This window comes from Stenotrophomonas sp. LC732 (assembly GCF_052446685.1).
GTDB lineage: Bacteria > Pseudomonadota > Gammaproteobacteria > Xanthomonadales > Xanthomonadaceae > Stenotrophomonas > Stenotrophomonas muris.
In genome coordinates this window covers 1192808-1217725 of sequence record NZ_CP199214.1, presented here as the reverse complement: position 1 = coordinate 1217725, position 24918 = coordinate 1192808, and the positions used below count along the sequence as shown (strand labels likewise).

The following is a 24918-nucleotide window of genomic DNA, read 5'->3' as shown; positions in this document are numbered from 1 at the left end:
CTGGTCCGGCATGTCCAACTCCCGCTTCGTACATCTCCACGTCCACACCGAGTTCTCGCTGGCGGACTCCACCATCCGTGTGCCGGCCAAACCGGACCAGGCGGACCCGAAGAAGGCCAAGCAGGCCAACCTGCTGTCGCGCTCGGTCGAACTCGGCCTGCCCGCGCTGGCGGTGACCGACCTCAACAACCTGTTCGCCCTGGTCAAGTTCTACAAGGCCGCCGAAGGCGTGGGCATCAAGCCGATCGCCGGTGCCGACGTGCTGATCGCCGAGGAAGGCCAGGACCCGTGGCGGATGACCCTGCTGTGCCGCGACCGCGAGGGTTACCTGAGCCTGTCGCGGCTGCTGACCCGCGCCTGGATGGAAGGCCATCGCCCCGAGGGCGGCGTGGCCGTGCACCCGGACTGGCTGAAGGCCGGCAACGCCAACCTGTTCGCATTGGCCGGGCGGCAGAGCCTGGCCGGGCGCCTGGCGCTGGACGGCAAGCATGAACTGGCCGAGCAGCAGCTGGCCGACTGGCAGCGCGTGTTCGGCGATGGCCTGCACCTGGAGCTGACCCGCACCGGCCGCGAGGGCGAGGAAACCTTCAACCAGTTCGCGCTGATGGCCGCCGGCCAGCGTGGCCTGCCGGTGGTGGCCAGCAACGACGTGCGCTTCCTGTCGCCGTCGGACTTCAGCGCGCACGAAGCGCGCGTGTGCATTTCCACCGGCCGCGTGCTGGACGACCCCAAGCGCCCGCGCGAATACAGCGACCAGCAGTACCTGAAGTCGGCCGAGGAGATGTGCGCGCTGTTCGCCGACATCCCCGATGCGATCGACAACACGCTGGCGCTGGCCGAGCGCTGCAACATCGAGATGCGGCTGGGCACCTACTTCCTGCCCAACTACCCGGTGCCGGACGACGAGACGCTGGACACCTGGATCCAGAAGATGTCGCGCGATGGCCTGGAAGAGCGCCTGGAGAAGAATCCGCTGGCGCCGGGCAAGACCCGCGAAGAGTATTTCGAGCGCCTGGAATTCGAGCTCAACACCATCATCAAGATGGGCTTCCCGGGCTACTTCCTGATCGTGGCCGACTTCATCCAGTGGGGCAAGAACCAGGGTATTCCGATCGGCCCCGGCCGTGGTTCGGGTGCCGGTTCGCTGGTGGCGTGGGCGCTGAAGATCACCGATCTGGACCCGCTGCCGTACAACCTGCTGTTCGAGCGCTTCCTGAACCCGGAACGCGTGTCGATGCCCGACTTCGACATCGACTTCTGCATGGACCGCCGCGACGAGGTGATCGACTACGTCGCCCGCAAGTACGGGCGCGAGCGCGTCAGCCAGATCATCACCTACGGCACCATGGCCGCCAAGGCGGTGGTGCGCGACTCCGGCCGCGTGCTCGGCTTCCCGTACGGCCTGGTCGACGGCGTCTCCAAGCTGATCCCGAACATTCTGGGCATCCACCTGAAAGATGCGCTGGGCAAGGGCAAGGAAGGCCCGAGCTCTGAGATGGCGTCGGCCGAACTGATCCAGCGCTACGAGACCGAGGACGATGTCCGCGACCTGATCGACCTGGCGCTGCAGCTGGAAGACCTGACCCGCAACGCCGGCAAGCACGCCGGTGGCGTGGTGATCGGGCCCGAGCCGCTGAGCGAGTTCTGCCCGCTGTACGCCGAACACGACGAGAACGGCCTCGGCAAGAACCCGGTCACCCAGTTCGACAAGAACGACGTGGAAGAAGTGGGCCTGGTGAAGTTCGACTTCCTGGGCCTGCGCACGCTGACCATCATCGACTGGGCGGTGAAGGCGATCAACAAGCGCCATGAGCGCGCCGGCATCCCGCCGGTGGACATCGCCGCGATCCCCCTGGACGACACGCCCACCTACAGGGACATCTTCGCCAACGGCAACACCGGCGCGGTGTTCCAGTTCGAATCCTCCGGCATGCGCCGCCTGCTGAAGGATGCGCGCCCCGACCGTTTCGAAGACCTGATCGCGCTGGTGTCGCTGTATCGCCCCGGCCCGATGGACCTGATTCCCTCCTTCAATGCGCGCAAGCACGGGCAGGAAGAGATCATCTATCCCGATCCGCGCACCGAAGCCATCCTGAAGGACACCTACGGCATCATGGTGTACCAGGAGCAGGTCATGCAGATGGCGCAGATCGTCGGCGGCTACTCGCTGGGCGGCGCCGACCTGCTGCGCCGCGCGATGGGCAAGAAGGTGCCGGCCGAAATGGCCAAGCACCGCGAGATCTTCCGCGAAGGTGCAGCCAAGGGCGGCGTCGATGGCCCCAAGGCCGACGAAATCTTCGACCTGATGGAGAAGTTCGCCGGCTACGGCTTCAACAAGTCGCACGCCGCTGCCTACGCGCTGGTCAGTTACCAGACCGCCTGGCTGAAACGCCATTACCCGGCTGAGTTCATGGCGGCCACGCTGTCGTCCGATCTGGACAACACCGACAAAGTGGTCGGCTTCCTCGACGAGGTGCGCAACCTCGGCCTGACCGTGCTGCCGCCCAAGGTGAACCAGTCGGCCTTCATGTTCGAAGCGGTGACGCCGGACACCATCCAGTACGGCCTCGGGGCGATCAAGGGCGTCGGCCAGGGTGCCTGCGAGGCGGTGGTCGAGGAGCGGCTGAAGGGCGGCCCGTTCAAGGACCTGCTCGACTTCTGCACGCGCGTTGGTTCGGCCAAGCTCAACAGGCGCACGCTGGAAGCGATGATCAACTGTGGTGCGTTGGACGAGCTCGGCCGCAACCGTGCCTCGCTGATGCTGCAGCTGCCGGAGGTGATCAAGGCTACCGACCAGATGGCCCGCGAGCGGGCTTCGGGACAGAACTCGCTGTTCGGTGGCCCGGACCCGAGCGCGACCACGATCCAGCTGGACCTGCCCGAAGCCGAGGAGTGGCCGCTGCTGCAGCGCCTGAACGGCGAGCGCGACACGCTGGGCTTCTATCTCAGTGGCCACCCGTTCGATCCCTGGCGCGACGATGTGCGCGACCTGGTCGGCAATGACCTGGGTTCGGTGGAGAAGATCTGGAGCGCCAACAGCGGTGGTGGCGGCGGCGGCGAAAAGCGCTGGCGCCCGGAAGTGCAGACGGTGCTGGCCGGCCAGGTGGTCGGCGTGCGCCGCAAGGGCGAAAGCCAGATCTTCATCCAGCTTGAGGACGGACGTGGCCGCGTCGAGTGCAGCGCGTTCTCCGACGCGATGGCCGAGTTCGGCCACCTGATGACCAAGGACCGCATCCTGGTGGTCAAGGGCGGCCTGCGCGAGGACGAGTTCAACGGCGGCTTCGCGCTGCGCATCCGCCAGTGCTGGGACTTCGATGAGGTCTGCGCCAACTACGCCACGCGGCTGTCGCTGCGCCTGGACCTGCGCCAGCAGCGCCCGGTCTGGGAGCGCATCGATGCGCTGCTCGACCGCCATCGCCCGGGACGGACGCCACTGCGCCTGGACCTGCTGCTGAAGGGGCCGCACGGCGGCGTCGCCGGCATGCTCGATGTGTCCGGGCAGAGCGCGGTACGCATCGATTCCAAGCTGATGGAGGCGCTGCGCGCCGACCCGGCCGTGCGCACGCTGAAGGTGCGCTACAGCCCGCCATGGGCCAGCTGAGGCTGGCTCCCTCGCTGTCCTGTCTCCCCTGTTTCCCCGTTCCAAGTATCAAGGACGATTGCCGATGAAGACCCTGCTGTTCCCGTTCGCTGCCGCACTGGCCCTGGCCGCCTGCTCCCCGTCGAAGATCGAGTTCCAGATCGACAACCCGACCGACACGCCGCTGGCGTTGAGCATCGACGGCCAGGACCTGCCGGTGGCCGCACAGGGCTCTCGCCCGGTCTCGCTCGCTGTCGGCGAGCATCGCCTGCATACCGACAAGCTCGGTGATGTGCGCTTCATCGTCTACGTCGACGGTCGTGGCGGGCTGATCAATCCGACCCTCAGCGAGTACGTGATCGCCCGCGAGATCTACGTCACCGACGAGAGCAAGGTGAAGAACTTCGGCGTCGGCAACAGCGGTATCCAGCTCGGCGGCGTCGACTTCGAAGGCCCGTTCGAGAAGCGCCACGACCTGTTCATCGACAAGACCTGGACCTACGGCGTGCGCGAACCCTTCCCCAAGGAAAAGGTGGTGGCCCACGTTGATTCCAGCGGCGGCCAGATCGTGGCCAAGGTGTTCACCGCTCCCGACTTCATCGCTTACGTGGAAGAAGGCATGGGCGAGCCCGGCGCGTTCAAGCGCGAGCAACCAGGTGGCTACGTGGCCCCGGCCTACAGCCTGGAACCGGCCCCGGCCAGCCTGCCGGCGCTGGTGCCGGCCTTCGAGGCCCACGCCGCGCCCCTGCGCGAGGTCTACGCGCGCTGGCTGAAGGCCACCACCGCCGATGAACAGAAGGCCCTGCGCAAGCAGGATTTCGCCGCGCAGATGGCCTTCACCTCGGCCACTGCCACCCTGGGAAGCGGCCTTGGCCGGGAAGCCAACGAGGCCTACAACGACTTCGTCTCCCAGCGCAGCCAGTTGATGGGCCGCAGCGCCCTGGTGGTGCCCTGAGCTGACTGGCGCCCCCTGCCCGGCTGCGCTACCGTCGCCTTCCAGACGAAGGCGTACGGGTGGTTTGCACGCATTCGGCTAGAATTCCCCCCTTCTTTACACGACGGCTTCCGATGAATCCGAACTACCTCGACTTCGAGCAACCCATCGCCGACCTGGAAGCCAAGATCCAGGAGCTGCGCAACGCCAGTGCCGGGCCGGCGGTCAATGTCGAGGCGGAAGTGCACGCGCTGCAGGACAAGCTGCGCATGCGCACCGCGCAGATCTTCCGCAACCTGACCTCGTGGCAGGTGCTGCAGCTGGCCCGCCACCCGTCGCGCCCGTACACCGCCGACTACCTCCGCGTCATGTTCGATGAGTTCCAGGAGCTGGCCGGTGACCGCGCCTTCGCCGACGACAAGGCGATCATGGGCGGCCTGGCCCGCATCAATGGCCGCGCGGTAATGGTGATCGGCCACCAGAAGGGCCGCGACACCAAGGAAAAGATCAAGCGCAACTTCGGCATGCCCAAGCCGGAGGGTTACCGCAAGGCACTGCGCCTGATGAAGATGGCCGAGCGCTTCGGCCTGCCGGTGCTGACCCTGATCGACACCGCCGGCGCCTGGCCGGGCATCGACGCCGAGTCGCGCGGCCAGTCCGAAGCGATCGCGCGCAACCTGATCGAGATGGCCGAGCTGAAGGTGCCGATCATCTGCACCGTGATCGGTGAAGGCGGCTCCGGCGGTGCGTTGGCACTGGGTGTGGGCGACCGCACCGTGATGCTGGAATACGCGGTGTACTCGACCATCACCCCGGAAGGCTGCGCCTCGATCCTGTGGAAGGACGCGGGCAAGGCCAAGGAAGCGGCCGAACAGCTGGGCCTGACCGCGCCGCGCCTGAAGAGCCTGGGCCTGGTCGACAAGGTCGTGCGCGAGCCGACCGGTGGCGCCCACCGCAACCCGACGCAGATGGCCAAGCGCCTGAAGGCCGTGCTGCTGAACGAACTGGACGCGCTGGACAAGCTGTCCACCGAACAGCTGCTGGAACAGCGCTACACGCGCCTGCGCAGTTACGGCACGTACGAAGCAGCCTAAGCCCGGTAGTGCCGGCCGCTGGCCGGCAACACGAGGTGATTGCAGAAATGAAAGAGCCGGGCATTTGCCCGGCTCCTTCGTTTGCGCCCTGACAGCATCCACGCATGGCGTGGATCTACCGGACGCAGGTGACCCCGCCTCAGAACGGCTTGGCCAGCACCAGCCACACGATCGGAATGAACGCCAGCAGCGGGATCTCGTTGATCCAGCGCAGCGCGCGCGACGACGGCAGCGCCCGGCCCTTGGCCACGCCCTTGAGCAGGCGGCCGGTCCAGCCGAAGTACACCAGCAGCACCACCACCAGCCCCAGCTTGGCGTGCAGCCAGCCGGCAGCTCCCGGCGCCACCATGGTCGGGAAATCGGGGATGACCTTGTAGCCCAGCCACAGCACCAGGCCGAGCAGGAACGCCAGGCCGAACATCGAGTGGCCGAAGCGGTACAGGCGCAGGCCCATCAGCTGCAGGCGCTCGGTCACCGCCGGCTGGCCCGCGGTCTCGGCCAGGTTCACCAGGATGCGCGGCAGGTAGAACACCGTGGCCATCCACGCCACCACGAACACGATGTGGAAGGTCTTGACCCAGTAGTAGCTCTGCATGCGCTCGCTCCGGCGGCTGGCGTAGGTTGGCGGCCATTCTCGCATGCCGTGGCGAAGCCGCCGCAGGCACGCGCGCCGCGACACATCGACGCATGGCGCGCCGCAACACCGTACGATAGGCGCCGTTTTCCCCGATCGCGCACCGCCCCATGGACAAGACCTACGACGCCGCCTACTTCCAACGCTGGTACCGCCGTGCCGACATCGGCGGCAGCGCCCGCCTGGCGCGCAAGGTGGCATTGGCCGTGGCCAGCGCCGAGTACTACCTGGAGCGGCCGATCCGCAGCGTGCTGGATATCGGCTGCGGTGAAGGCGCCTGGCGCGCGCCGCTGCTGAAGCTGCGTCCGAAGGTCGAATATCTCGGCTTCGACAGCAGCGAGTACGCTGTGCGCCGCTACGGCAAGACCCGCAACCTGCACCTGGCCCGCTTCGGCGACTTCGCCTGGCTGCGGCCCTGTGCCCCGGTTGACCTGCTGGTGTGTTCGGACGTGATGCACTACGTGCCCGACCGCGAGCTGCGTGCAGGACTGGCCGGCGTGGCCGAGCTGACCGGCGGCGTGGCCTTCCTGGAGACCTTCGCCGCCGAGGACGCGTTCGAAGGCGACCACGACGGCTTCCAGGCCCGACCGGCGCGCTGGTACCGCCGCACGCTGGCCCGCCAGGGCCTGCAGCCGGTAGGGTCGCACTGCTGGCTCGGCCCCGCCCTGGCAGGCGATGCGGCCGCGCTGGAACGGATGTGAATCCGGATTCATTATTTTCAGCCGACTTAACCTGCGGGACCCCCGGATGGGATATGCTGCGCGGCAACATATGACCATACATATTCGGTCGTCATGCTCTATCAACTGCACGAACTGACCCGCAACCTGCTCGCCCCCTGGGTGCACCAGGCCCAGGCCAACGCCAGATTCTTCGCCAACCAGGGCCACTGGTGGTCGCAGATGCCCGGTGCTGATCGCCTGGCGGCGGTCAATGAACTCTTCCACCGCATCGGCAAGGATTACGAGAAGCCCGAGTGGGGCATCAACGAAATCGACGTCGATGGCGAGCGCGTGCCGATCGTCGTGCACGAGGAAGTGAGCAAGCCGTTCTGCAAGCTGCTGCGCTTCAAGCGCCACAGCAATGAAGCCGACCAGCTGCACACCATGCTCAACCAGCCGTTCGTGCTGGTGGTGGCGCCGCTGTCCGGCCACCACGCCACGCTGCTGCGCGACACCGTGCGCACGCTGCTGCGCGACCACCGCGTGTACGTCACCGACTGGATCGACGCGCGCATGGTGCCGGCCAGCGAAGGCGAGTTCGGGTTGGATGACTACATCGCCTACATCCAGGAGTTCATCCGCCACCTCGGCGTCGAACGCCTGCACGTGGTGAGCGTGTGCCAGCCGACCGTACCGGTGCTGGCCGCGGTTTCACTGATGGCCAGCCGTGGTGAACCGACGCCGCGCACGCTGGTGATGATGGGTGGCCCGATCGATGCGCGCTGCAGCCCGACCGCAGTGAACAACCTGGCCACGCAGAACCCGCTGTCGTGGTTCGAGAACAACGTCATCCACACCGTGCCGGCCAGCTATCCGGGTGCCGGCCGCCGCGTGTACCCGGGCTTCCTGCAGCACGCCGGCTTCCTGTCGATGAACCCGAGCCGCCACTTCAGCTCGCACTGGGATTTCTACACCGACCTGGTCAAGGGCGACCTGGAAGACGCCGACGCGCACCGTCGTTTCTACGACGAGTACAACGCGGTGCTGGACATGCCGGCCAGGTACTACCTCGATACCATCCGCGTGGTGTTCCAGGACTTCCTGCTGCCGCGTGGCGAGTGGGTGGTCAACGGCGAGAAGGTCGATCCGTCGGCGATCCGCGATACCGCGCTGCTGAGCATCGAAGGCGAGCTGGACGACATCGCCGGCCTTGGTCAGACCGAAGCCGCGCAGGCGCTGTGCACCGGCATCACTGCGGACCGCCGTGAGCATTTCATCGTCGAAGGTGCCGGCCACTACGGCATCTTCAGCGGCCGTCGCTGGCGCGAGGTGGTGTACCCGAAGGTGCGCGACTTCTTCGCCGCGCATGCCGAAGCCCCGGCGGCGAAGGCCGCGAAGAAGAAGAGCAACGTCACCCCGTTGCGGCGCAAGGCGGGGTAATGCCCCGCCCGGGGTCGGATCCCTTTCCAACGGAAAGGGCTCTGACCCCAGCATGATGGGATCCGGGGTCAGAGCCCTGTTCTGCGAACAGGGATCCGACCCCTGGCCTGTTACAACCGCACCAGCAGGTTCTTGGCAATCAGCCCATGCAGCTTGCCGATGCCGCGTGCCAGGTGCATCGTCAGCACCAGCAGCAGTGCGCCCGCCGCAGCAACCGCGATCGCCACCAGCGGCGAGGCCGCCATCGGCAGCACATTCACGTCGTTGATGTACACGCCGGGGATGTCACCACTGAAGATCGCCGCGACCGGCGCCCAGATCAGGCTCAGCGACAGCGACAGCAGCGTCACCGCGATGGTGAAGTAGATCACGCCCAGCGGCAGCATCAGCACGAAGTACAACAGCGTCAGCCAGGTACGGCCATCGGTGAACATGTCGCCGATGCGCTGCAGCCAGGTGCGGCTGCGGTCGGTGTAACGCGGGCGGCGCGGCATGCGCTCGCCCAGCAGCGCTTCCACCAGCCGTCCTTCCAGCAGCGCCAGCCCGCGCACCGAGCCGAAGAACAGCACGGTCAGCGGAATGCCGATGATCAGGATCAGCAGGCCCAGCGACAATGACAGGCCGGTCACCACCCAGGTGAAGAAGAAGATGCCGGTGGCCAGCGACAGCAGCATGTAGAACAGCGCACCGTAGGTGTGCGGATCGGTCACCACGCCGAAGAAGCGCGCCAGCAGCGAACGCTGCACCGGCGCCTGCGGCGGTGCGGCCGGCTCGACGCCACTGGCTTCCGCCGCTGCACGCAGCATCGGCGCGGTATCCGCACGCGGCGTACGCAGCGCGCGGTTCACCGTCACTTCGGTCTCGCGGTAGATCTCGGCCACTTCGTCCGGCGCGCCATAGCTGCCGGCAACATCGGCGATCACCTCGGCCTCGCTGCGGCCGGGCTGCGCCGCCAGCTCCGAGCGCAGGTATTCCTCGGCGTCGTACAGCGCGTCCTGCACCATCGCCGGATCGGCACCTTCCAGCGCCGCGCGCAGCTGCGCCAGGTACTGCGGGATGGTCGTAGGCAGGGCGCGGCCTGCCAGGCTCGGGTCGTTCATTGCGGTACCCCCTCCAACACGGAATCGACGGAATCGCGGGTGGCCTGCCAGGCCTGGCGCCACTGCGCCAGCACCTCGCGGCCACGTTCGTTGATGCGGTAGTAGCGCCGCGGCGGCCCGCTGCTGGAAGGTTCCACATGGCTTTCCAGCAGGCCGGCGCCCTCCAGGTTGCGCAGTACCGGGTACAGCGCGCTCTGCTTGCCGCTCAGCACGCCCTCGCCCACCCGCTCCAGCTCCTTGGCAATGAGGTAGCCGTACAGCGGCGCCCCGGCCCGGGCCAGCACCGCCAGCAGGGCCAGCGACACCGTTCCGGCGCTGAGCTCCTTCTGGAACTTCTTCAGGTGGACATCGTCCTCGGACATGACCGGCCCTCCACTACGTTGAAGTCCACAGTAGTGCGAAGTTCGGTATAGCGAATGTGTCGTTAGTCACTCTCCCGGTTGGCGCCGCTGCGCGGCTCGCGCAGAATCGAAGCCTCGTTCATGTTCCGGGGTTCCCATGCCGCACCGCCGTTGCCTTGCCCTGACCGCCCTCGCCCTGGCCTGCCTGCTGCCCGCCCTGGCCAGCGCGGCCACGCCCTACCGCAGCCCTCAGCAGATCCTCGACGCCTCGGCGGCCAGCGACTGGCGCACCCCGGACCCGGCCAACCTGCTGTACATGGACCTGCCGGCCGGTCGGGTCATCATCGAGCTGGCACCGCAGTTCGCCCCGCGCCATGTCGCCAACATCCAGACCTTCGCCCACGAGCATTTCTGGGACGGCACCAGCATCTACCGCTCGCAGGACAACTTCGTGGTGCAGTTCGGCGATGCCGACGCCGATGACGCAGCCAAGGCCAAGCCGTTCGGCAGCGCCGCGCGCAAGTTGCCGGCCGAGTTCGAGCGCGCCAGCGCCGACCTGAAGGTCACCGTGCTGCCGGACCGCGATGGCTGGGCCGCGCAGACCGGTTTTGTCGACGGCTTCCCGGTCGGCCAGGACCCACAGGCCGGCAAGGCCTGGCTGGCACATTGCTACGGCATGCTGGGCGCGGGCCGCAGCAACGAGGAAGACAGCAGCATCGGTGCCGAACTGTACGTGGTGACCGGACAGTCGCCGCGCCAGCTGGACCGCAACATCACCCTGGTCGGTCGCGTGCTGAAGGGCATGGAGCTGCTCAGCGCGACGCCGCGCGGGCCGGCGCCGATGGGCTTCTACACCGACCCGACACTGCGCACGCCGATCGTGTCGATCCGCCGCGCCAGCGACGTGCCGGCAGCCGAGCGCACGCCGATCCAGGTACTGCGTACCGACTCGAAGACCTTCGCCGATACGGTGGAGGCGCGGCGCAACCGCGTGGATGATTTCTACAAGCGCCCGGCCGGGCATATCGATCTGTGCAATATTCCGGTGCCGGTTCGCTGATGGTTTCCTGCGCGTGACGCGTGCTGAAGGTGCTTCACTGTTCATGGGCGTTACTTTTCTTTGTACGCAAAGAAAAGTAACCAAAAGAAACGCGCCGCCAGGTCGCGAGCCGCCGTGTTTCGCACGTCGGTCCCCTGCGCTTCTCGGTGAATCAGGGGACGGTGTGCACAAGGCAGCCGACTAGCAGTCGGCTCTACAGGACATCGGCACCTCTTCGCCCCTGATTCCCCTGCGATGCTCGGGTCGCTCAAGGCGGACCCAGTTCAAAGGCCACAGCTGCATCCAGAAGATCCACGCAATGCGTGGATGCTTTTGCTGTTGATCTTGACCTTCCAGTCCGCCTTGAGCGAGCCGAGCACCGCAGGTCTGGCGAGGGCGAAGAGGCGCGGGTGTCTGAGCGCAGCGAGTTCCCGCGCCGTCCCTCGACGGGCCGAGGAGCGCAGGGCACCGGTGCGCAGCACCGGCTCGCGGCCTGGCGGCGTGTTTCTTTGGTTACTTTCTTTGCACGAGCAAAGAAAGTGACACCTCTCCGCAGGCGTGGAAAAGAGCTGCCGGGCAGCGCCCGGCACTACCAGTGCGTCGGCGCGCTCAGCCCTTCTGACTCACCGCCACGCTGCCCAGAATCAACACACCGGCAATCAACATCTGCAACGTCACCGGCTCACCCAGGAACAACCACGCAAACGCCGCGCCGAACAGCGGAATCAGGTAGGTCACCGTCGACGCCCGCGACGGCCCGATACGACCGATCAGGTGGTAGAACATCAGGAACGCCAGCCCGGTGCAGGCCACGCCCAAGGCAATCGCCGCGCCCCACGCCTTCAGCGGAATCGCCGCCTGCGGCCAGTGGGTCACCGCCATCGGCAGCATCCACAGCGAGGCACACGACAGCGTTGCAGCAGCGGCCGCCGCCGAAGGCAGGCCGGTCATGTGCCGCTTCACCAGGTTCACGCCCAGGCCGTACAGCAACGAAGCCGCAGCACCAGCCAGCACTGCAGTGCCGATGCTCAGGCCCGAGACCTTGGCCGTGGCGAGTACCACCACGCCGGCGAAGCCGACCAGCAGCGCGCCCGCACGGCGCATGCCGATCTTTTCACCGAAGAACAGGAACGCGATCAGCGCGGCGAACAGCACGGTCATCGCATTGCAGATGGCGCCGATCGCCGCAGGGGCTCGCTCGGCCGCGTAGGCGAACAGCACGAACGGCAGCGCCGAGTTGATCAGCCCGATCGGCGCCAGCCACAGCCAGCGCCGCGGTGGGAACTGCGCGCGGGCACGCCACAGGAACGGCAGCAGCACCAGCGCGCCCAGCACCAGCCGCACCTCGACCAGCGCGAACGGACCGAACGACGGCACCGCCACCCGCATGAACAGGAACGAGCAGCCCCAGATGGCGCCCAGCAGGGTCAACTCCAGCGGTGTGCGCCAGTCGCGCTCGGCTGCCTGTGGGACCGCATTCATGCCTCGCCTCCGTCCATCGTCAATTCCTCGTCAAGGCAGACAGGATCGGGCGCAGACGCCTGCCGCACAAGCGCGTAGTATCGCTGCCAGCCACAAATATGGTTTGAGGCTCGACATGCAGCTACGCCCTTCCCTGCTCCCCGCACTGGCCGTGTTCGCGGTCGCCGCGCGCCACCAGAACTTCGCCCAGGCCGCGCAGGAGCTGCACCTGACCGCCAGCGCGGTCAGCCACCATGTGCGCCGGCTGGAAGAAGTGCTGGAAGTACGCCTGTTCCTGCGCCACGCCCGCGGCGTGCGCCTGACCGCCGAGGGCCGGCAACTGGCCGACGCCGCCAGCGCCGCCTTCACCGATGTCGCGGCCGTCGCCCATCACCTGCAGCCGGATGCCGACAGCGTGCCGTTGCGGATCACCACGCTGCGCTCGCTCTCCTACTGCTGGCTGCTGCCACGGCTGCCGCGCTTCACCCAGGCCCATCCGCACATCCGCATCGAGCTGCACACCGGCAGCGGCCTGGATCGCTACGACGACAATGGGCCGGAAGTCGGCATCCGCTACGGTCTGGGCCAGTGGCCGGGCCTGCGTGCGCAGCACCTGATGGACGACTACCTGTTCCCGGTGGCCTCGCCGGCGCTGGCCGGGGTCGAAGCACTGGTCGATCCGGCGCGCATCGCCGACCTGCCGCTGCTGACCGACCTGTCGCCGCAGGGCTGGCGCGACTGGTTCCGTCATGCCGGCGTGCGCCCGCCCTCGCCGCTGCCGCCGATGCACACCTTCGCCGACAGCACCGATGCGATGCGTGCAGCGGTGTACGGCATGGGCGCGGTGCTGGCACGTACCCACATCGCGCAGCCCTACCTGCAGCGCTACGAGGTGGTACGCCTGCCCGGCCCGGCGCTGAAGGCGCGCTATGCGTATCACGTGGTGCATGCCGAAGGACAACCGCCGAGCCCGGCCGCACGCCTGTTCATCGACTGGTTGCTGGAGCAGGCGCAGGACGAACGCACGCCGATTCCCGCATTGCCGGACAGCCTGCTCGGACGCCCGGCCACACGCGCCTGACTGCGCCCTCACCCGTTCTTTGCCCGGCGCTGGCTAGGCTGCAGGCAACTCCACAACGTACCTACGCCATGGCCATGCTGCGACTGCGCATCACCGGAACCGAAGACGACGCCCGCGCCATCAGCGACCTGCTGCTCGGCCTGGAGGGCATCGAACATGTCGAGGAAACCGACGACCTGATGCCGCACATGGACGACGACGATTCCAGTTCGGCCGGGCTGTCCGATGACATCGGCCCGGGCATCCACGAGCTGGAAGTGGAAGTCGGCAATGAAAGCACCGCGCAGAAGGTGCGCGACGCGGTGCAGGAACTGGCGCTGGAGCTGGATGTGTTCGTCGAGTACGAGACCGACGAGGGCTGACGCCGGCTCCCTGCCGGCATCAGCCGTCACCTCAGCGGGTGGGCGGCAGCGTGCGACGGCGGCGACGCCACCACGCCCGCACACCCCAGGCCACGACCAGGGCCAGCACACCTACCGGCAGCAACGCGGCGACGGCGCGGATCAGGAACGCAATGCTGCCGCTGAGGATGCTGCCCGACTCGCTCAGCGCCTCGCCGATCTCGCTGCGGCTGCGCTGGCCCGAGGTGGTGTCGAAGTGGATCGTCACCAGCTGGGTATCGATGCGCCGACGCTGCTGTGCGGCATCCTTGTTGGCCTGCTCGACGCCTGCTTCGATCTCCGACAGCCGCGTGGTGATCGCCATCAGGTCCTCGATCTTCAGGTCCTTGCGGTCCTGGTAGGACAACAGCCGCGCGTGTTCCTTCTCCAGCCGGGACTTGGTCAGCGCGGTGTCCGCTACTTCCTGCGCGAGGTCCTCCGCGCGCGTGTTGCGCGACTGCAGCGTGCCGCCCTCACCGGCCATCGCGATCAGCGGCTCGGTGCCCTTCGGCGCGATGCGCACCTTCACTTCACCGCTGGGCTGCTCGCCGCCGCGCTGGTCGACCTGCAACACTGCACAGTCGCCGAACTTCGCGCTCTGGCAGGCCTGGGCGATCTGCTGGATGCGCGGTGCGATCTGCGCCGCCTCCAGCTGCACCTGCACGTCATGTTCGTAGGCCAGGAATGCGCCTTCCGGCGAAGCAACAGCGGCATCGGCCGCGGTCGCGCCCGCCTCTGCAGCGCGCTCACCGTTCTTGGCGCAGGCTGCCAGTGCCAACAGCAGCACCGGCACTGCCAGCGTGCGCGTCCACGCGCACAGCGGCCTCACAGCGCGGCTCCGTTGTAGGAGGTCACCGAAAGACCGGCCAGATCGACCTGCGGCACGCAGCGAACGTTCACCGCCACCATCGGTGTGCCGGTACGCGGATCGATCGCTTCGCTGTAGGGGGCGATACCGCATTGGCGGCAGTGGTGGTGGTCGATATGCGCCTTGTTGAAGTGGTAGGTGGCCACGTCAGCCGGATCGGTGGCCAGTTGGAACGCCTCGCGCGGGGCGAACCACAGCAGGCTGCCGCGACGGCGGCACATCGAGCAGTTGCAGTCGATGACGTCGCTGATCGGCGCCTCGGCCTGTACGGTGAATGCGATCATGCCGCAATGGCAGCTTCCTTGGTATTCCATGTCCTGCGCTCCTTTGGAGGGTCCTTGAAACCGCCCATGGTAATCCTATGGCACGGGGACAAAGCAGCGACGGGGCCCTATGCTCAGGGTTTGACCCCGTACAGGAATGCCGATGCGCCCGCATCTTCTTGCCCTCGCCCTGGTCGCTGCGCTGGCCGGTTGCCAGCCTGCCGACGCCCCGACCAACGCTTCCACCCCGGCCACCAGCCAGCAGGCCGGTGACGCGGCGGTCGATGCCGCCTTCGCCGATCTGTCCAAGCGCGCCCTGGACACCTGGATGCAGCTGTCGCCGGTCAGCGCCACCCAGATCGGTGACCACCGCTACGACAGCGAACTGGACGACCTGAGCGCCGCCGGCCAGCAGAAGACCGTGGCCGCCTACAAGGCGCTGCTGGGCGAGCTGGACAAGATCGAGGTGGCCAAGCTGGGCCGCGAGAACCAGGTGGACGCGGCGATCCTGCGCAACCAGCTGCAGTCGGAAATCTGGAACGCCGAAGTGCTCCAGTCCGGCAAGTGGGACCCGCAGCTGTACAACGGCATCGCCGGCAGCGCGATCTATGGCCTGATGGCCCGGGAGTTCGCGCCGCTGCCGGAACGCCTGAAGTCGGCGACCGCGCGCATGGAAAAGCTGCCGGCGATCTTCGCCCAGGCACGCGAGAACCTGGATCCGGCCCGCGTTCCGAAGATCCATGCCGAGACGGTGGCCAAGCAGAACAAGGGCATCCTCAGCATCGTCGATACCTTCATCACCCCGCACATCGGCGAACTGCCGCAGGCCGACCAGCAGCGCCTGCAGGCCGCCATCGACGGCCTGAAGAAGGCCGTGGACGAGCAGCAGACCTGGCTGGACAAGACCCTGGTGCCGAACGCCAAGGGCGACTTCCGCATTGGTGCGGAAAAGTACGACCAGAAGCTGAAGTTCGCGCTGAGCTCCTCGCTGTCGCGCCAGGAGATCGGTGAGCGTGCACGCGCCGAACTCAAGCGCGTGCGCGAGGACATGTACGGCATCGCGCAGACCGTACTGAAGGACAAGCCGGGTGCGCCGGAGATGCCGGCCCAGCCGACCGACGAGCAGCAGCAGAAGGCGATCGAGGCCGCACTGGAACTGGCCTACGCCGACAAGCCGGCGCGCGACAAGGTGGTTGATGATGCCAAGGCCGCGCTGGAGCAGTCCACCGCGTTCGTGCGCGAGCACGACCTGGTGACCCTGCCCGACGCGCCGGTGGACATCATCCTGATGCCGGAATTCCAGCGTGGCGTGGCCGTGGCCTACTGCGACTCTCCGGGCCCGCTGGACAAGAACCTGAAGACCTTCTACGCCGTGTCGCCGATTCCGGACGACTGGAACGAGAAGCAGGTCGACTCGTTCCTGCGTGAATACAACTCGCGCATGATCCACCTGCTGAGCATCCACGAAGGCACCCCGGGCCATTACCTGGAAGGCTGGCACTCGGCCAAGTTCCCCTCCACCCTGCGTGCGGTGCTGCGTTCGGGCCTGTTCGCCGAAGGCTGGGCGGTCTATACCGAGCGCATGATGCAGGAGCAGGGCTACCTCGACAACGACCCGCTGTTCCACCTGGTGCAGCTGAAGTTCTACCTGCGCACGATCTCCAACGCGATCCTCGACCAGGGCGTGCACGTGGACAACTGGGATCGCGAGAAGGCGATGCACCTGATGACCCACGACGCGTTCCAGCAGGAAAGCGAAGCGGCCGGCAAGTGGGTGCGCGCGCAGCTGACCTCGGCGCAGCTGCCGACCTACTTCGTGGGTGCGCAGGAACACTTCGACACCCGCAAGGCGGTGCAGGAAAAGCTGGGCGACAAGTTCAACCTGAAGGCGTACCACGACCAGGTACTGTCCTACGGCGCACCGCCGGTGCGTTTCGCACGCCAGCTGATGCTGGACCAGCCGATCGAGTGATCGGCTGCGGGGCTGAATGCCCCGCGGCTCTGGCAGCACCTCACGGCCCGGGCTTCCCGGGCCGTTCTCGTTTGAAGCGCCCGACGGCCTCACATCCGGTGTATGTACAGCTTCCCGGCATTGCTGCGGATATCAAGAAAGTACTTCACCTTGCAGCCCCGGCATGCCGCCGGATGCACTTCATCAAACCCACGTTGGTTCTCCAGCGCGACGGCCAGTATGGGATGCCCGCAGTCGAAACAGCAGAATGCAATGTTGTTGCCATGGGGATCGGCGTCGATCTGGTCGCCATAGTGATCCATTACCAGAAAGTCCGTGATTTTCATGGTCGATCTCCAGAGTAGGTGAATCACCCGCAGACTACATCGCAACCCCGCAGCCCAGAAGGGCACGCGTCGCCTACAGGGCAACGCATCCTTCCCGCCACGTTGGAGCCGCTCCGGTCCTGAACCGTTGCACATCGGGCGTGCGTGACCTCACACCTGGCGAACAACTCCGGGCGCATCTTTCGCCAGGTTCCCCCTTCCGCCGGCGTCCATGTCTCTCCCCCTCTTGCGTCTTGCGCTGCTGCCCGCGCTGTTGGCCAGCACTCCTGCCTACGCTGCCTGCCCGCCGCCACCGGCGGGACAGCCCGACATCCGTGCCCTGGGCTACTACACCGACAAGGCTGGTTCGGTGATCGACCCGGCACTTCGCCAGCAGAACAAGGACGCCACTGCGCCGCTGGACCGCTATGCCGCCGACGTGGCGCGCATGAGCGACGACTACCTGCGCGACGGTGACCCGGCAGCCGCACAGTGCACGCTGAACTGGCTGGGTGCGTGGGCCGACGACGGCGCCATGCTCGGGCAGATGATCCGGGTCAACAACAACCAGTCGTTCTACATGCGGCAGTGGATGCTCGATGCGGTAGCGATGGCCTACCTGAAGGTGCACGACCAGGCAGATGCCCGGCAGCGCGCGCGCATCGATCCGTGGTTGCAGAGGCTGGCCCGGGCCAACCTGGCGTACTGGAACAATCCGAAACGGCGCCGCAACAACCACTACTACTGGGGCGGTCTGGGCGTGCTGGCCACCGGACTGGCCACCGACGACGATGCCCTGTGGCAAGCCGGCCACGCCGCCTTCCAGAAGGGCGTCGATGACATCCAGGACGATGGCAGCCTGCCGCTGGAGATGGCGCGCGGGCAACGCGCCCTGCACTACCACGACTACGCATTGGCGCCGCTGGTGATGATGGCCGAGCTGGCACGGCTGCGCGGCCAGGACTGGTACGCCAGCAGGGATCACGCCATTGACCGTCTTGCCCGCCGCGTCATCGAAGGCAGCAAGGACCCTGCATGGTTCAACGAACACACCGGCGTTGCACAGCTGCCCCTGCAGGCCAGCGGCTGGGTCGAGTTCTACCGCTTGCGCTCACCCGATGGCGGCCTGTTCGATGCCGCGCATGCACGCGGACCGTTCCGTTCCCCACGGCTGGGCGGCGACCTTACGTTGATGGCTGCGCAGGGCATCGTGCGCACGCCGCTGCGATAGCCCCTTGTTTCAGCGACGGGCCCGCTGTAGCAGCTGCTGGAACTGCGCACGGCTGCAGCCCTGCCGGTCACAGCCCGGCAAGGGCAGTGCGACGCGTCCCGGCGGCTGCGCCTCGGTCAGCGGCACGGCATCGCGCAGCTGCGCGGTGGTCGGATAGACGTAGGCCAGGCGGAAACGCTCGCCACCGCCTTGGCGGTCACGCCAACGCTCGAACTGCAGCAGGCCACCGATCGGCGTCTTCTCGAACTGGCCTGGCAGGCTGTAGTCACCGATTCCTATCGCCGCCAGCACCGAACCGATATTGGAATCATGGCCGACCAGCAGGATCACCTTCGGCGACGCCGGATCACCGAACGACGCATCCACGCGCGCCAACAGCGGAGCGGCCACGTCACGCGCCACCGCGGGTGTTCCGAACAGGATGTCCTGGTAGCGGTTGCGGATCTGCGCCAACGCCATCCATTGGCCTTCCGTGTTCAAGCGGCCCCAACCTTCGCGTGGAACGCCACTTCCCTGGTAATGCTCCATCAGCAGGGCATCGACCAGACCGCTGGCCAGTGCCAGTGAACCCGTAGCGCGTGGCTCCTTGCCCGGCTCCGCATTGAAGGTCGTGTCGCCCAGCACCAGATGACAGTCGCTGCGCCCCGTACAGGCCGCCGACTGCGGGTAACGGGTGATTTCCTCCACCACGGACAGTGCGGGTGCCAGATCCGATGCTGTCAGCGCCTGCTGCATTGCCGCCAGCGCGCGCTTGCGGAATGCCGCGTCATCGTTGTGGATCACCGGGTCGAACAGCGGATCCATCGTCCCCAGCGCCATGCGCTGTTCGACCGCAACATGGCAGCCCGGAAACGCACCGGCAATGAAGAACTGCGCGGTGGCCTGGGTACGCTGCAGACTGTTGGCATGGGCGTGGAAGTCAGCCGGCTGCGGGCAACCCGACGCCGGCAACAATTGCGCCTGGCGCAGCCACTGGCCGATGTAGCGCCCCATGTAGACTTCCAGCACGCCGCCCTTGGTGGTCAGCTCGCCGGGGCCTACATCCCAGCGTGGCCAGCGTTCCGGCGTGGCATGGGCAAGGGCGCCCGACGCCACCACCGGCGCGCGCAGGTTGTGGCGGCTGAGCAGGACGACCTGTTCGAGCTGGTCATTACCTACACCATCCGCCGCTCCACTCGCTGCCATGCACGGCGCAGCCACGACCAGCATCATCACCAACGGTAGACGACGCAATCGGCAGAAATTCATTGCGGTGACCTGGAACGGATGAGCCTGCATTATCCACTGCTCCGGTGAGAAGCGTATCGCAGACCCTGCGGATGCATCTCTGCATTGTGCACCTCCACGGCGATTGCCAGCAGACCTGCCGCGCCGCCGACCGGCAGCTTCAAGAGAGCCGAACTGTTCCGACTTCAACCGCTGTCCAGATCGGCCCCTGGCATTGATCAATCAACGGATTCGAAACGTCGAGCAGCAGATCATCTGCTCGGCCCACACGAAGTTCCGAGTGAAATTCCTACGACACAGGACTGCGGTTACCGACAGCCAAGCGCCACGCGCACGGCACATTCTTGATGCCGACCGAGAAATAGCTCCCGGTCTTCTACCTATCTTCGACAAAGGGACTACGTCATGAATGTATCCACCACCCTCTCAGATCCGAAAACCGTCGCAACGTGGATGAAATTCTCCAGCGCAAACGCAAACGCGCTGGATACCATCTTTGAAGCCGAAGTTGATGACATCAAAGTTGCGACATTCAGCAGCGACTGCTGCGGGTCCAACAATTACGAAGATCCGCGATAAGGAAGGTGATGGCACACGGCTCGTACGTGTGCCATCAACCCAACCTGCCGGATTCAGGCTCGAGATCACACGCAGCTGAGACAAAATGAGCACCAGAGCATCAACACCCCAGCAGCCCGATATCCCATGTGATGCGATATTCCCGTACCCAACGGATAGCACATCGTCGACCGCCATCATTGTGGCGACGACCCGTTCCAGCATCGACCGTGCCATTGACCTATCAAACAGAGGAATGGTCACCGGGATCATTGGTGCTGACTCGGCATACTCGATAGCGCCATCCGAGGCTCTTCACAAGCTGGAGCGCAAACCGGGACGCCACATCATCGTTGTGTTCAGCGACCAACTTACATCCAGCGTTGACGCGCCTGTCCTGACATCACGCCGAGGTGAGCAGCGTTTCCTATCCTTGGTCGAGGCGATTCTGAACAACCTTCACGGATTTCGCCTCATTGCATGCACGCATGAAGGCGCAATATCGTTGCCTCCCGGCTCCCCTCTTGTTTCCGTGCTGCGCGTCCTTTCGGACCATCTGGATGCCAATCGCCGAATAGGCAGCAACTGGCTCGCAGAAGCAGCACAGATCCAGCGGCGGCCGGGCACACGACTCTCCGAAAGCAGAATCCGCCAGCGCGTTTTCCACTCGGCCATGATGCACATGTACTGGAAGCATCCAGACTTCAATCCCATGAAATTTGACCAGATCCACGGAGAACTGAAGAGTTTTTACCGTGCATCGGAACCACGAAAGGAACCCGGCGATGCGCAACAGCCAGGCCTGTGAGATTAATCAGTACGCCCCGATGGCGACCATTCGACACGATATCCAGACAGAGCAGCAGCTTGGCCTGCATCTCTCCGACAGTGAAAGGGTCGCTATCCACTCGGCATGCAGAATGAGCGGACTCGATCTGGACTCATACTATCGATGGTATCGACAGAAAAGCACCATCAGCTCCCAACTGGCACAGCTTGACCGCCATTCACTTCTCGAAGGCATCCGTTGCATTGATCGCTCCGACTATTCGTCAATCAATGCAAGACTCCCGAGCGACAGAGGAGTTGTGATCGCCCTTCCGCATCATGGCCACTACATCCTGTCTGCCATCCGCCTGATGGAGAGCATTCGCCACCATCGTGATGTTCACATCTTCTACGGTGATCCAACTAACCACTCCGGCAACGAGCTATTCGACGATCTCTATCGACGACTGTTCGATCGCGCCGGATGTCGCGCTGGAATTGTCCACTCGAATGCAAAAGGAATCGCCACAGCACTTCGCGCCCTGAAGAACGGGGCAGCTGTCATCATGATGCCCGACGTTCACCGCCTGCGCGAAGAAGCCTTTTGCATTCCATTTCTTGGCCGCCGCCTGGACGTCATGCTAGGCACCGCCGCTATGGCGCGAAGAACCGGGAGTTGCATCCTGCCGGTCGTATCCCTCGTTGACCACGATTTTCAGGCAACCGCTGTTCTCGGGGACCTGATCAATCCGAGCCACACGCCAGCGCCGGTTCCATCAGACGTTTCTGACTACTGGACCACATTGGAGATTTTCCGCTTTCTGGAACGCGAGATGGGTCCTCAGATCATCTATTGGCAGTACATCCGACAGCATCTCCTGCAGAGATCGAGGTTCCCGCACTTTCACCCCGACACAGTTGATGCGGCATGGAACATGTTTTCGAAAGACCAGCGAACCCATCCGCGCCCCATGTTCACAGCATGCCTGGATTGAACATGGGTGGACTACGCACCTCGTCAATCGGCTTGATAGGCCTTATTCTCATTGCGCTTTCTTCCGCCGATGGATACGCCAGAGATCAAGAAGAGCCCAGCATTACTCCCCTTCGCACCGTCCATGCGACCCCTCCGAGGCCAGGGCCACGCATCTGGAAGTTCACGAAGGGATATTCAACCGTGCTGGTCCTGGGCACGGTTCAACCTCTCAGGAAGGGCCTATTCATAGATACCCGCAGCGTGGAGGCCGCAATTTCAGCATCCGACGTGGTTCTAAGCTCGCCAGGGGTGACAATCGAACACGATGGCGGATTTTTTGGCGGCCTCTTGCTGTGGCCCTCCATCCGCAAACTCAAGTTCCTCGATGGCGACAGAACGCTGCGTGACGCACTTACGGGCGCCGAGTATGCGAGATGGAACGAGCTCAAGCATCGCTACCATCTGCGCGACGCCAGCATTGAGAGAATGCGCCCGATGTACGCGGCCTGGAAGGCTCATGACACCGCACTGAGGACCAGCGAAATCAGGACCGACAGCCATCTTTCCAAGGCTATCCTTCAGGCAGCCCGAAGGCACCGGAAGCCTATTGTCGATGCTCGCTTCTCTGTGCCTGTAAAGGCCGCCAAACAGACGATTCAACGTTTCCACATTGATCCTGCGCTCGACCGCAGGTGTTTCGTAGATGCCACTTCAAGCCTGCAGCCTTGGCTCGATCGGGTCGACGAAATCGGTCGTGCATGGGCGGACGGAGACATTGAAGCAGACGTACTTCTGCACGCTCCATCATCACCCTCTCGGTGTTGGGTCCGCCTAACCAATGATGCAATCGCCAACACGATGAACCTGAACCTTGATGTCGAGAGCCGAACTCACTGGCTCGAAGCGCTTCGCTCTACCACTTCCCGCCACAACATCGTTTTCACCACCCTGCCATTGGAGGACCTTCTCCATTCAAAAGGCATGGCCGCAGCGCTTATGGAAGAAGGATACACTTCCGATGCTGGAGCAATCGCTGGCGATCAGCCATTTCCAAGCTATCCGACCAGCGTGAACTGATGTTCGGCCAGACCCATGGAAGTGGACTGTGACACGTCGCGATACACACCCCTGGGGATTACTGCTCCGCAGCCACGAATCCCCCGGTCTGTCGCGCCCACAAGCGCGCGTACAGGCCACCGGCGGCGATCAGTTCGGCGTGGCTGCCGGTCTCGACGATGCGGCCCTGGTCCATCACCACCAGCCGGTCCATGCGTGCGATGGTCGACAGCCGGTGCGCGATCGCGATCACCGTCTTGCCGCCCATCAGCTCATCCAGGCTGTCCTGGATCGCCGCTTCCACTTCCGAGTCCAGCGCCGAGGTCGCTTCGTCCAGCACCAGGATCGGGGCATCCTTCAGCAGCACGCGGGCAATGGCGATGCGCTGGCGCTGGCCACCTGACAGCTTCACGCCACGCTCGCCGACATGTGCGTCGTAACCACGACGCCCCTGCCCATCCACCAGCGTGTCGATGAAGGCTTCGGCACGCGCCTTGGCCACCGCAGCGCGCAACTGCTCATCGGTTGCGTCCGGACGACCGTACAGCAGGTTGTCGCGGATCGAGCGATGCAGCAGCGAGGTGTCCTGGGTGACCACGCCGATCTGCTGGCGCAGGCTTTCCTGAGTGACGTAGGCAATGTCCTGGTCGTCGATCAGGATGCGGCCGCTTTCCAGGTCGTACAGGCGCAGCAGCACGTTGACCAGGGTCGACTTGCCGGCACCGGAAGGACCCACCAGGCCGATCTTCTCGCCCGGCTTCACCACCAGGTCCAGGCCTGCGATCACGCCGCCCTTCTTGCCGTAGTGGAAGTGGATGTCCTGGAAGTGCACGCCACCGCGGGTCACCTGCAACGGCACCGCGTCCTCGCGGTCCTGCACGGTCAGCGGCTGGGCGATGGTGGTGATGCCGTCCTGCACCGTACCGATGTCCTCGAAGATGCCATTGATGGTCCACATGATCCAGCCGGACATGTTGTGGATGCGGATCACCAGGCCGGTCGCCAGCGTGATCGCACCGACGGTGATGTGGCCGCCATTCCACAACCACAGCGCGAGCCCGCAGGTACCGGCAATCAGGAAACCGTTGACGATGGCGATGGTCAGGTCCATGCCGGTGGTCACCCGGGTCTGCGCGCGGTGCTTGACCGCCAGTTCCTGGATCGATTCGGCCACATAGGCCTGCTCGCGCCCGCCATGGGCGAACAGCTTCAACGTGGGAATGTTGGTGTAGCCATCGACGATGCGGCCCATCGCCTTGGAACGCGCTTCGGACGCAATCCAGGCCCGTTCCTTCGCGCGCGGCACGAAGTAGACCATGATCACCGCATAGGCCAGCAGCCACAGGATCAGCGGCACCATCAGCCGCCAGTCCGCCTGCGCGAACAGGTACAGCGCGGTGCCGGTGTAGACCACGATGTACCAGAGCGAGTCGACCATCTGCACCGCCGACTCGCGCAGCGAGGTACCGGTCTGCATCACCCGGTTGGCGACGCTGCCGGCGAAGTCATTCTGGAAGAAGCTCAGGCTCTGCCGCACCACGTAGTTGTGCATCAGCCAGCGCGAGCGGTTGCTCAGGCCGGGCACGATCGCCTGGTTGACCAGCAGGTTGTGAAGGCCGACCAGGATCGGCCGCGCGATGACCGTGATGAACAGCATCCAGCCCAGTTCATTGGCATGGCGCTTGAAGAAATCGGCCCCCGGTTGCTCGGCGACCATGTCGACGATGCGGCCCAGGTAATCGAACATCGCCACTTCCACCAGCGCCAGCAGCAGGCCGGCGATCAGGGTCGCCAGCAGCACCGGCCACACCGGGCGCAGGTAGTGCAGGTAGAACGGCAGCACCTTGCGCGGTGGCATGCGCCCATCCACGGGCGGGAACACCGGGATCAGGGATTCAAACCAACGGAACATCGCACTCCCTCGCCTCTTGCAAGCGGCGAAGTATCC

The 24918-nt window shown here is 65.3% G+C and carries 23 protein-coding genes; 14 read left to right on the top strand and 9 right to left on the bottom strand.

The window, feature by feature from the left end; genetic code table 11:
- Positions 1–10: 10 nt before the first annotated feature.
- The 3 genes from dnaE (at position 11) to ACT6SE_RS05865 (ending at position 5608) form a co-directional block, all read left to right on the top strand.
- Positions 11–3601, top strand: a complete 3591-nt coding sequence (gene dnaE, locus ACT6SE_RS05875) for a DNA polymerase III subunit alpha (RefSeq protein ID WP_014646489.1) — start codon at positions 11–13, stop codon at positions 3599–3601.
- Positions 3602–3665: 64 nt separating this feature from the next.
- On the top strand, positions 3666–4535 hold the full coding sequence (locus ACT6SE_RS05870; protein ID WP_014646488.1) for a hypothetical protein: 870 nt from the start codon (positions 3666–3668) through the stop codon (positions 4533–4535).
- A 113-nt stretch (positions 4536–4648) separates the two neighbouring features.
- Positions 4649–5608, top strand: coding sequence for an acetyl-CoA carboxylase carboxyltransferase subunit alpha (locus tag ACT6SE_RS05865; RefSeq protein WP_014646487.1), 960 nt, complete (start codon positions 4649–4651; stop codon positions 5606–5608).
- A 139-nt stretch (positions 5609–5747) separates the two neighbouring features.
- Here the strand turns inward: ACT6SE_RS05865 and ACT6SE_RS05860 are convergent, their stop codons facing one another.
- Positions 5748–6203 carry a CopD family protein gene (locus ACT6SE_RS05860; protein WP_014646486.1) on the bottom strand — a complete coding sequence of 152 codons (456 nt, stop codon included), beginning with the start codon at positions 6201–6203 and terminating at the stop codon, positions 5748–5750.
- A gap of 149 nt (positions 6204–6352) precedes the next feature.
- On the opposite strand from ACT6SE_RS05860, the gene ACT6SE_RS05855 reads away from it, so the two are divergent.
- The gene (locus ACT6SE_RS05855) at positions 6353–6943 is read left to right on the top strand and encodes a class I SAM-dependent DNA methyltransferase (protein WP_046429714.1); all 591 of its coding nucleotides are present in this window, start codon (positions 6353–6355) and stop codon (positions 6941–6943) included.
- A gap of 93 nt (positions 6944–7036) precedes the next feature.
- Positions 7037–8344, top strand: a complete 1308-nt coding sequence (locus ACT6SE_RS05850) for a polyhydroxyalkanoate depolymerase (protein WP_046429713.1) — start codon at positions 7037–7039, stop codon at positions 8342–8344.
- Positions 8345–8454: 110 nt separating this feature from the next.
- On the opposite strand, the gene ACT6SE_RS05845 is transcribed toward ACT6SE_RS05850, so the two are convergent.
- Together ACT6SE_RS05845 and ACT6SE_RS05840 are read right to left on the bottom strand one after the other, a co-directional pair.
- Positions 8455–9444 (bottom strand): sensor domain-containing protein, encoded by a 990-nt coding sequence (locus tag ACT6SE_RS05845; RefSeq protein ID WP_046429710.1) that lies wholly within the window; start codon positions 9442–9444, stop codon positions 8455–8457.
- The gene (locus ACT6SE_RS05840; protein ID WP_046429709.1) at positions 9441–9806 is read right to left on the bottom strand and encodes a PadR family transcriptional regulator; all 366 of its coding nucleotides are present in this window, start codon (positions 9804–9806) and stop codon (positions 9441–9443) included. Before ACT6SE_RS05840 ends, ACT6SE_RS05845 begins: the two co-directional genes overlap by 4 nt.
- Before the next feature lie 136 nt (positions 9807–9942).
- On the opposite strand from ACT6SE_RS05840, the gene ACT6SE_RS05835 reads away from it, so the two are divergent.
- Complete coding sequence (locus ACT6SE_RS05835) at positions 9943–10845, top strand: peptidylprolyl isomerase (protein ID WP_046429707.1); 903 nt, start codon at positions 9943–9945, stop codon at positions 10843–10845.
- Between the two features lie 588 nt (positions 10846–11433).
- Here ACT6SE_RS05835 and ACT6SE_RS05830 read toward each other — a convergent pair.
- Positions 11434–12306, bottom strand: a complete 873-nt coding sequence (locus ACT6SE_RS05830) for a DMT family transporter (protein WP_046429705.1) — start codon at positions 12304–12306, stop codon at positions 11434–11436.
- 115 nt (positions 12307–12421) lie between these two features.
- Between ACT6SE_RS05830 and ACT6SE_RS05825 the strand changes: the two genes are divergently transcribed.
- Together ACT6SE_RS05825 and ACT6SE_RS05820 are read left to right on the top strand one after the other, a co-directional pair.
- Positions 12422–13366, top strand: a complete 945-nt coding sequence (locus ACT6SE_RS05825; protein WP_014646480.1) for a LysR substrate-binding domain-containing protein — start codon at positions 12422–12424, stop codon at positions 13364–13366.
- A 68-nt stretch (positions 13367–13434) separates the two neighbouring features.
- Positions 13435–13728: a hypothetical protein gene (locus tag ACT6SE_RS05820; RefSeq protein ID WP_005408721.1), complete on the top strand. Its 294-nt coding sequence runs from the start codon at positions 13435–13437 to the stop codon at positions 13726–13728.
- Between the two features lie 31 nt (positions 13729–13759).
- On the opposite strand, the gene ACT6SE_RS05815 is transcribed toward ACT6SE_RS05820, so the two are convergent.
- On the bottom strand, positions 13760–14575 hold the full coding sequence (locus ACT6SE_RS05815; protein WP_032956827.1) for a DUF4349 domain-containing protein: 816 nt from the start codon (positions 14573–14575) through the stop codon (positions 13760–13762).
- Positions 14572–14928, bottom strand: a complete 357-nt coding sequence (locus ACT6SE_RS05810; RefSeq protein ID WP_046429700.1) for a GFA family protein — start codon at positions 14926–14928, stop codon at positions 14572–14574. Before ACT6SE_RS05810 ends, ACT6SE_RS05815 begins: the two co-directional genes overlap by 4 nt.
- 112 nt (positions 14929–15040) lie before the next feature.
- On the opposite strand from ACT6SE_RS05810, the gene ACT6SE_RS05805 reads away from it, so the two are divergent.
- Positions 15041–16849: a DUF885 domain-containing protein gene (locus ACT6SE_RS05805; protein ID WP_032956825.1), complete on the top strand. Its 1809-nt coding sequence runs from the start codon at positions 15041–15043 to the stop codon at positions 16847–16849.
- An 89-nt stretch (positions 16850–16938) separates the two neighbouring features.
- Here ACT6SE_RS05805 and ACT6SE_RS05800 read toward each other — a convergent pair whose 3' ends face one another.
- The gene (locus ACT6SE_RS05800; RefSeq protein WP_046429698.1) at positions 16939–17175 is read right to left on the bottom strand and encodes a hypothetical protein; all 237 of its coding nucleotides are present in this window, start codon (positions 17173–17175) and stop codon (positions 16939–16941) included.
- 211 nt (positions 17176–17386) lie between these two features.
- Here ACT6SE_RS05800 and ACT6SE_RS05795 point away from each other — a divergent pair, with 211 nt between their 5' ends.
- Positions 17387–18385, top strand: coding sequence for a polysaccharide lyase (locus ACT6SE_RS05795; protein ID WP_046429697.1), 999 nt, complete (start codon positions 17387–17389; stop codon positions 18383–18385).
- Between the two features lie 9 nt (positions 18386–18394).
- Here ACT6SE_RS05795 and agp read toward each other — a convergent pair whose 3' ends face one another.
- On the bottom strand, positions 18395–19597 hold the full coding sequence (agp, locus tag ACT6SE_RS05790) for a bifunctional glucose-1-phosphatase/inositol phosphatase (RefSeq protein WP_414616892.1): 1203 nt from the start codon (positions 19595–19597) through the stop codon (positions 18395–18397).
- A gap of 420 nt (positions 19598–20017) precedes the next feature.
- On the opposite strand from agp, the gene ACT6SE_RS05785 reads away from it, so the two are divergent.
- From ACT6SE_RS05785 to ACT6SE_RS05770, 4 genes are all read left to right on the top strand, one after another.
- Positions 20018–20191: a hypothetical protein gene (locus ACT6SE_RS05785; RefSeq protein ID WP_153643487.1), complete on the top strand. Its 174-nt coding sequence runs from the start codon at positions 20018–20020 to the stop codon at positions 20189–20191.
- An 85-nt stretch (positions 20192–20276) separates the two neighbouring features.
- Positions 20277–20978 (top strand): hypothetical protein, encoded by a 702-nt coding sequence (locus tag ACT6SE_RS05780; RefSeq protein ID WP_141098659.1) that lies wholly within the window; start codon positions 20277–20279, stop codon positions 20976–20978.
- The gene (locus tag ACT6SE_RS05775) at positions 20956–21933 is read left to right on the top strand and encodes an LpxL/LpxP family acyltransferase (RefSeq protein ID WP_164232874.1); all 978 of its coding nucleotides are present in this window, start codon (positions 20956–20958) and stop codon (positions 21931–21933) included. Before ACT6SE_RS05780 ends, ACT6SE_RS05775 begins: the two co-directional genes overlap by 23 nt.
- Entirely contained in the window at positions 21921–22991 is a 1071-nt protein-coding gene (locus tag ACT6SE_RS05770) for a TraB/GumN family protein (RefSeq protein WP_158454136.1), read from the top strand. Before ACT6SE_RS05775 ends, ACT6SE_RS05770 begins: the two co-directional genes overlap by 13 nt.
- 58 nt (positions 22992–23049) lie before the next feature.
- Here ACT6SE_RS05770 and smrA read toward each other — a convergent pair whose 3' ends face one another.
- Entirely contained in the window at positions 23050–24882 is a 1833-nt protein-coding gene (gene smrA / locus ACT6SE_RS05765) for a multidrug efflux ABC transporter SmrA (RefSeq protein WP_014646474.1), read from the bottom strand.
- Positions 24883–24918 lie beyond the last annotated feature (36 nt).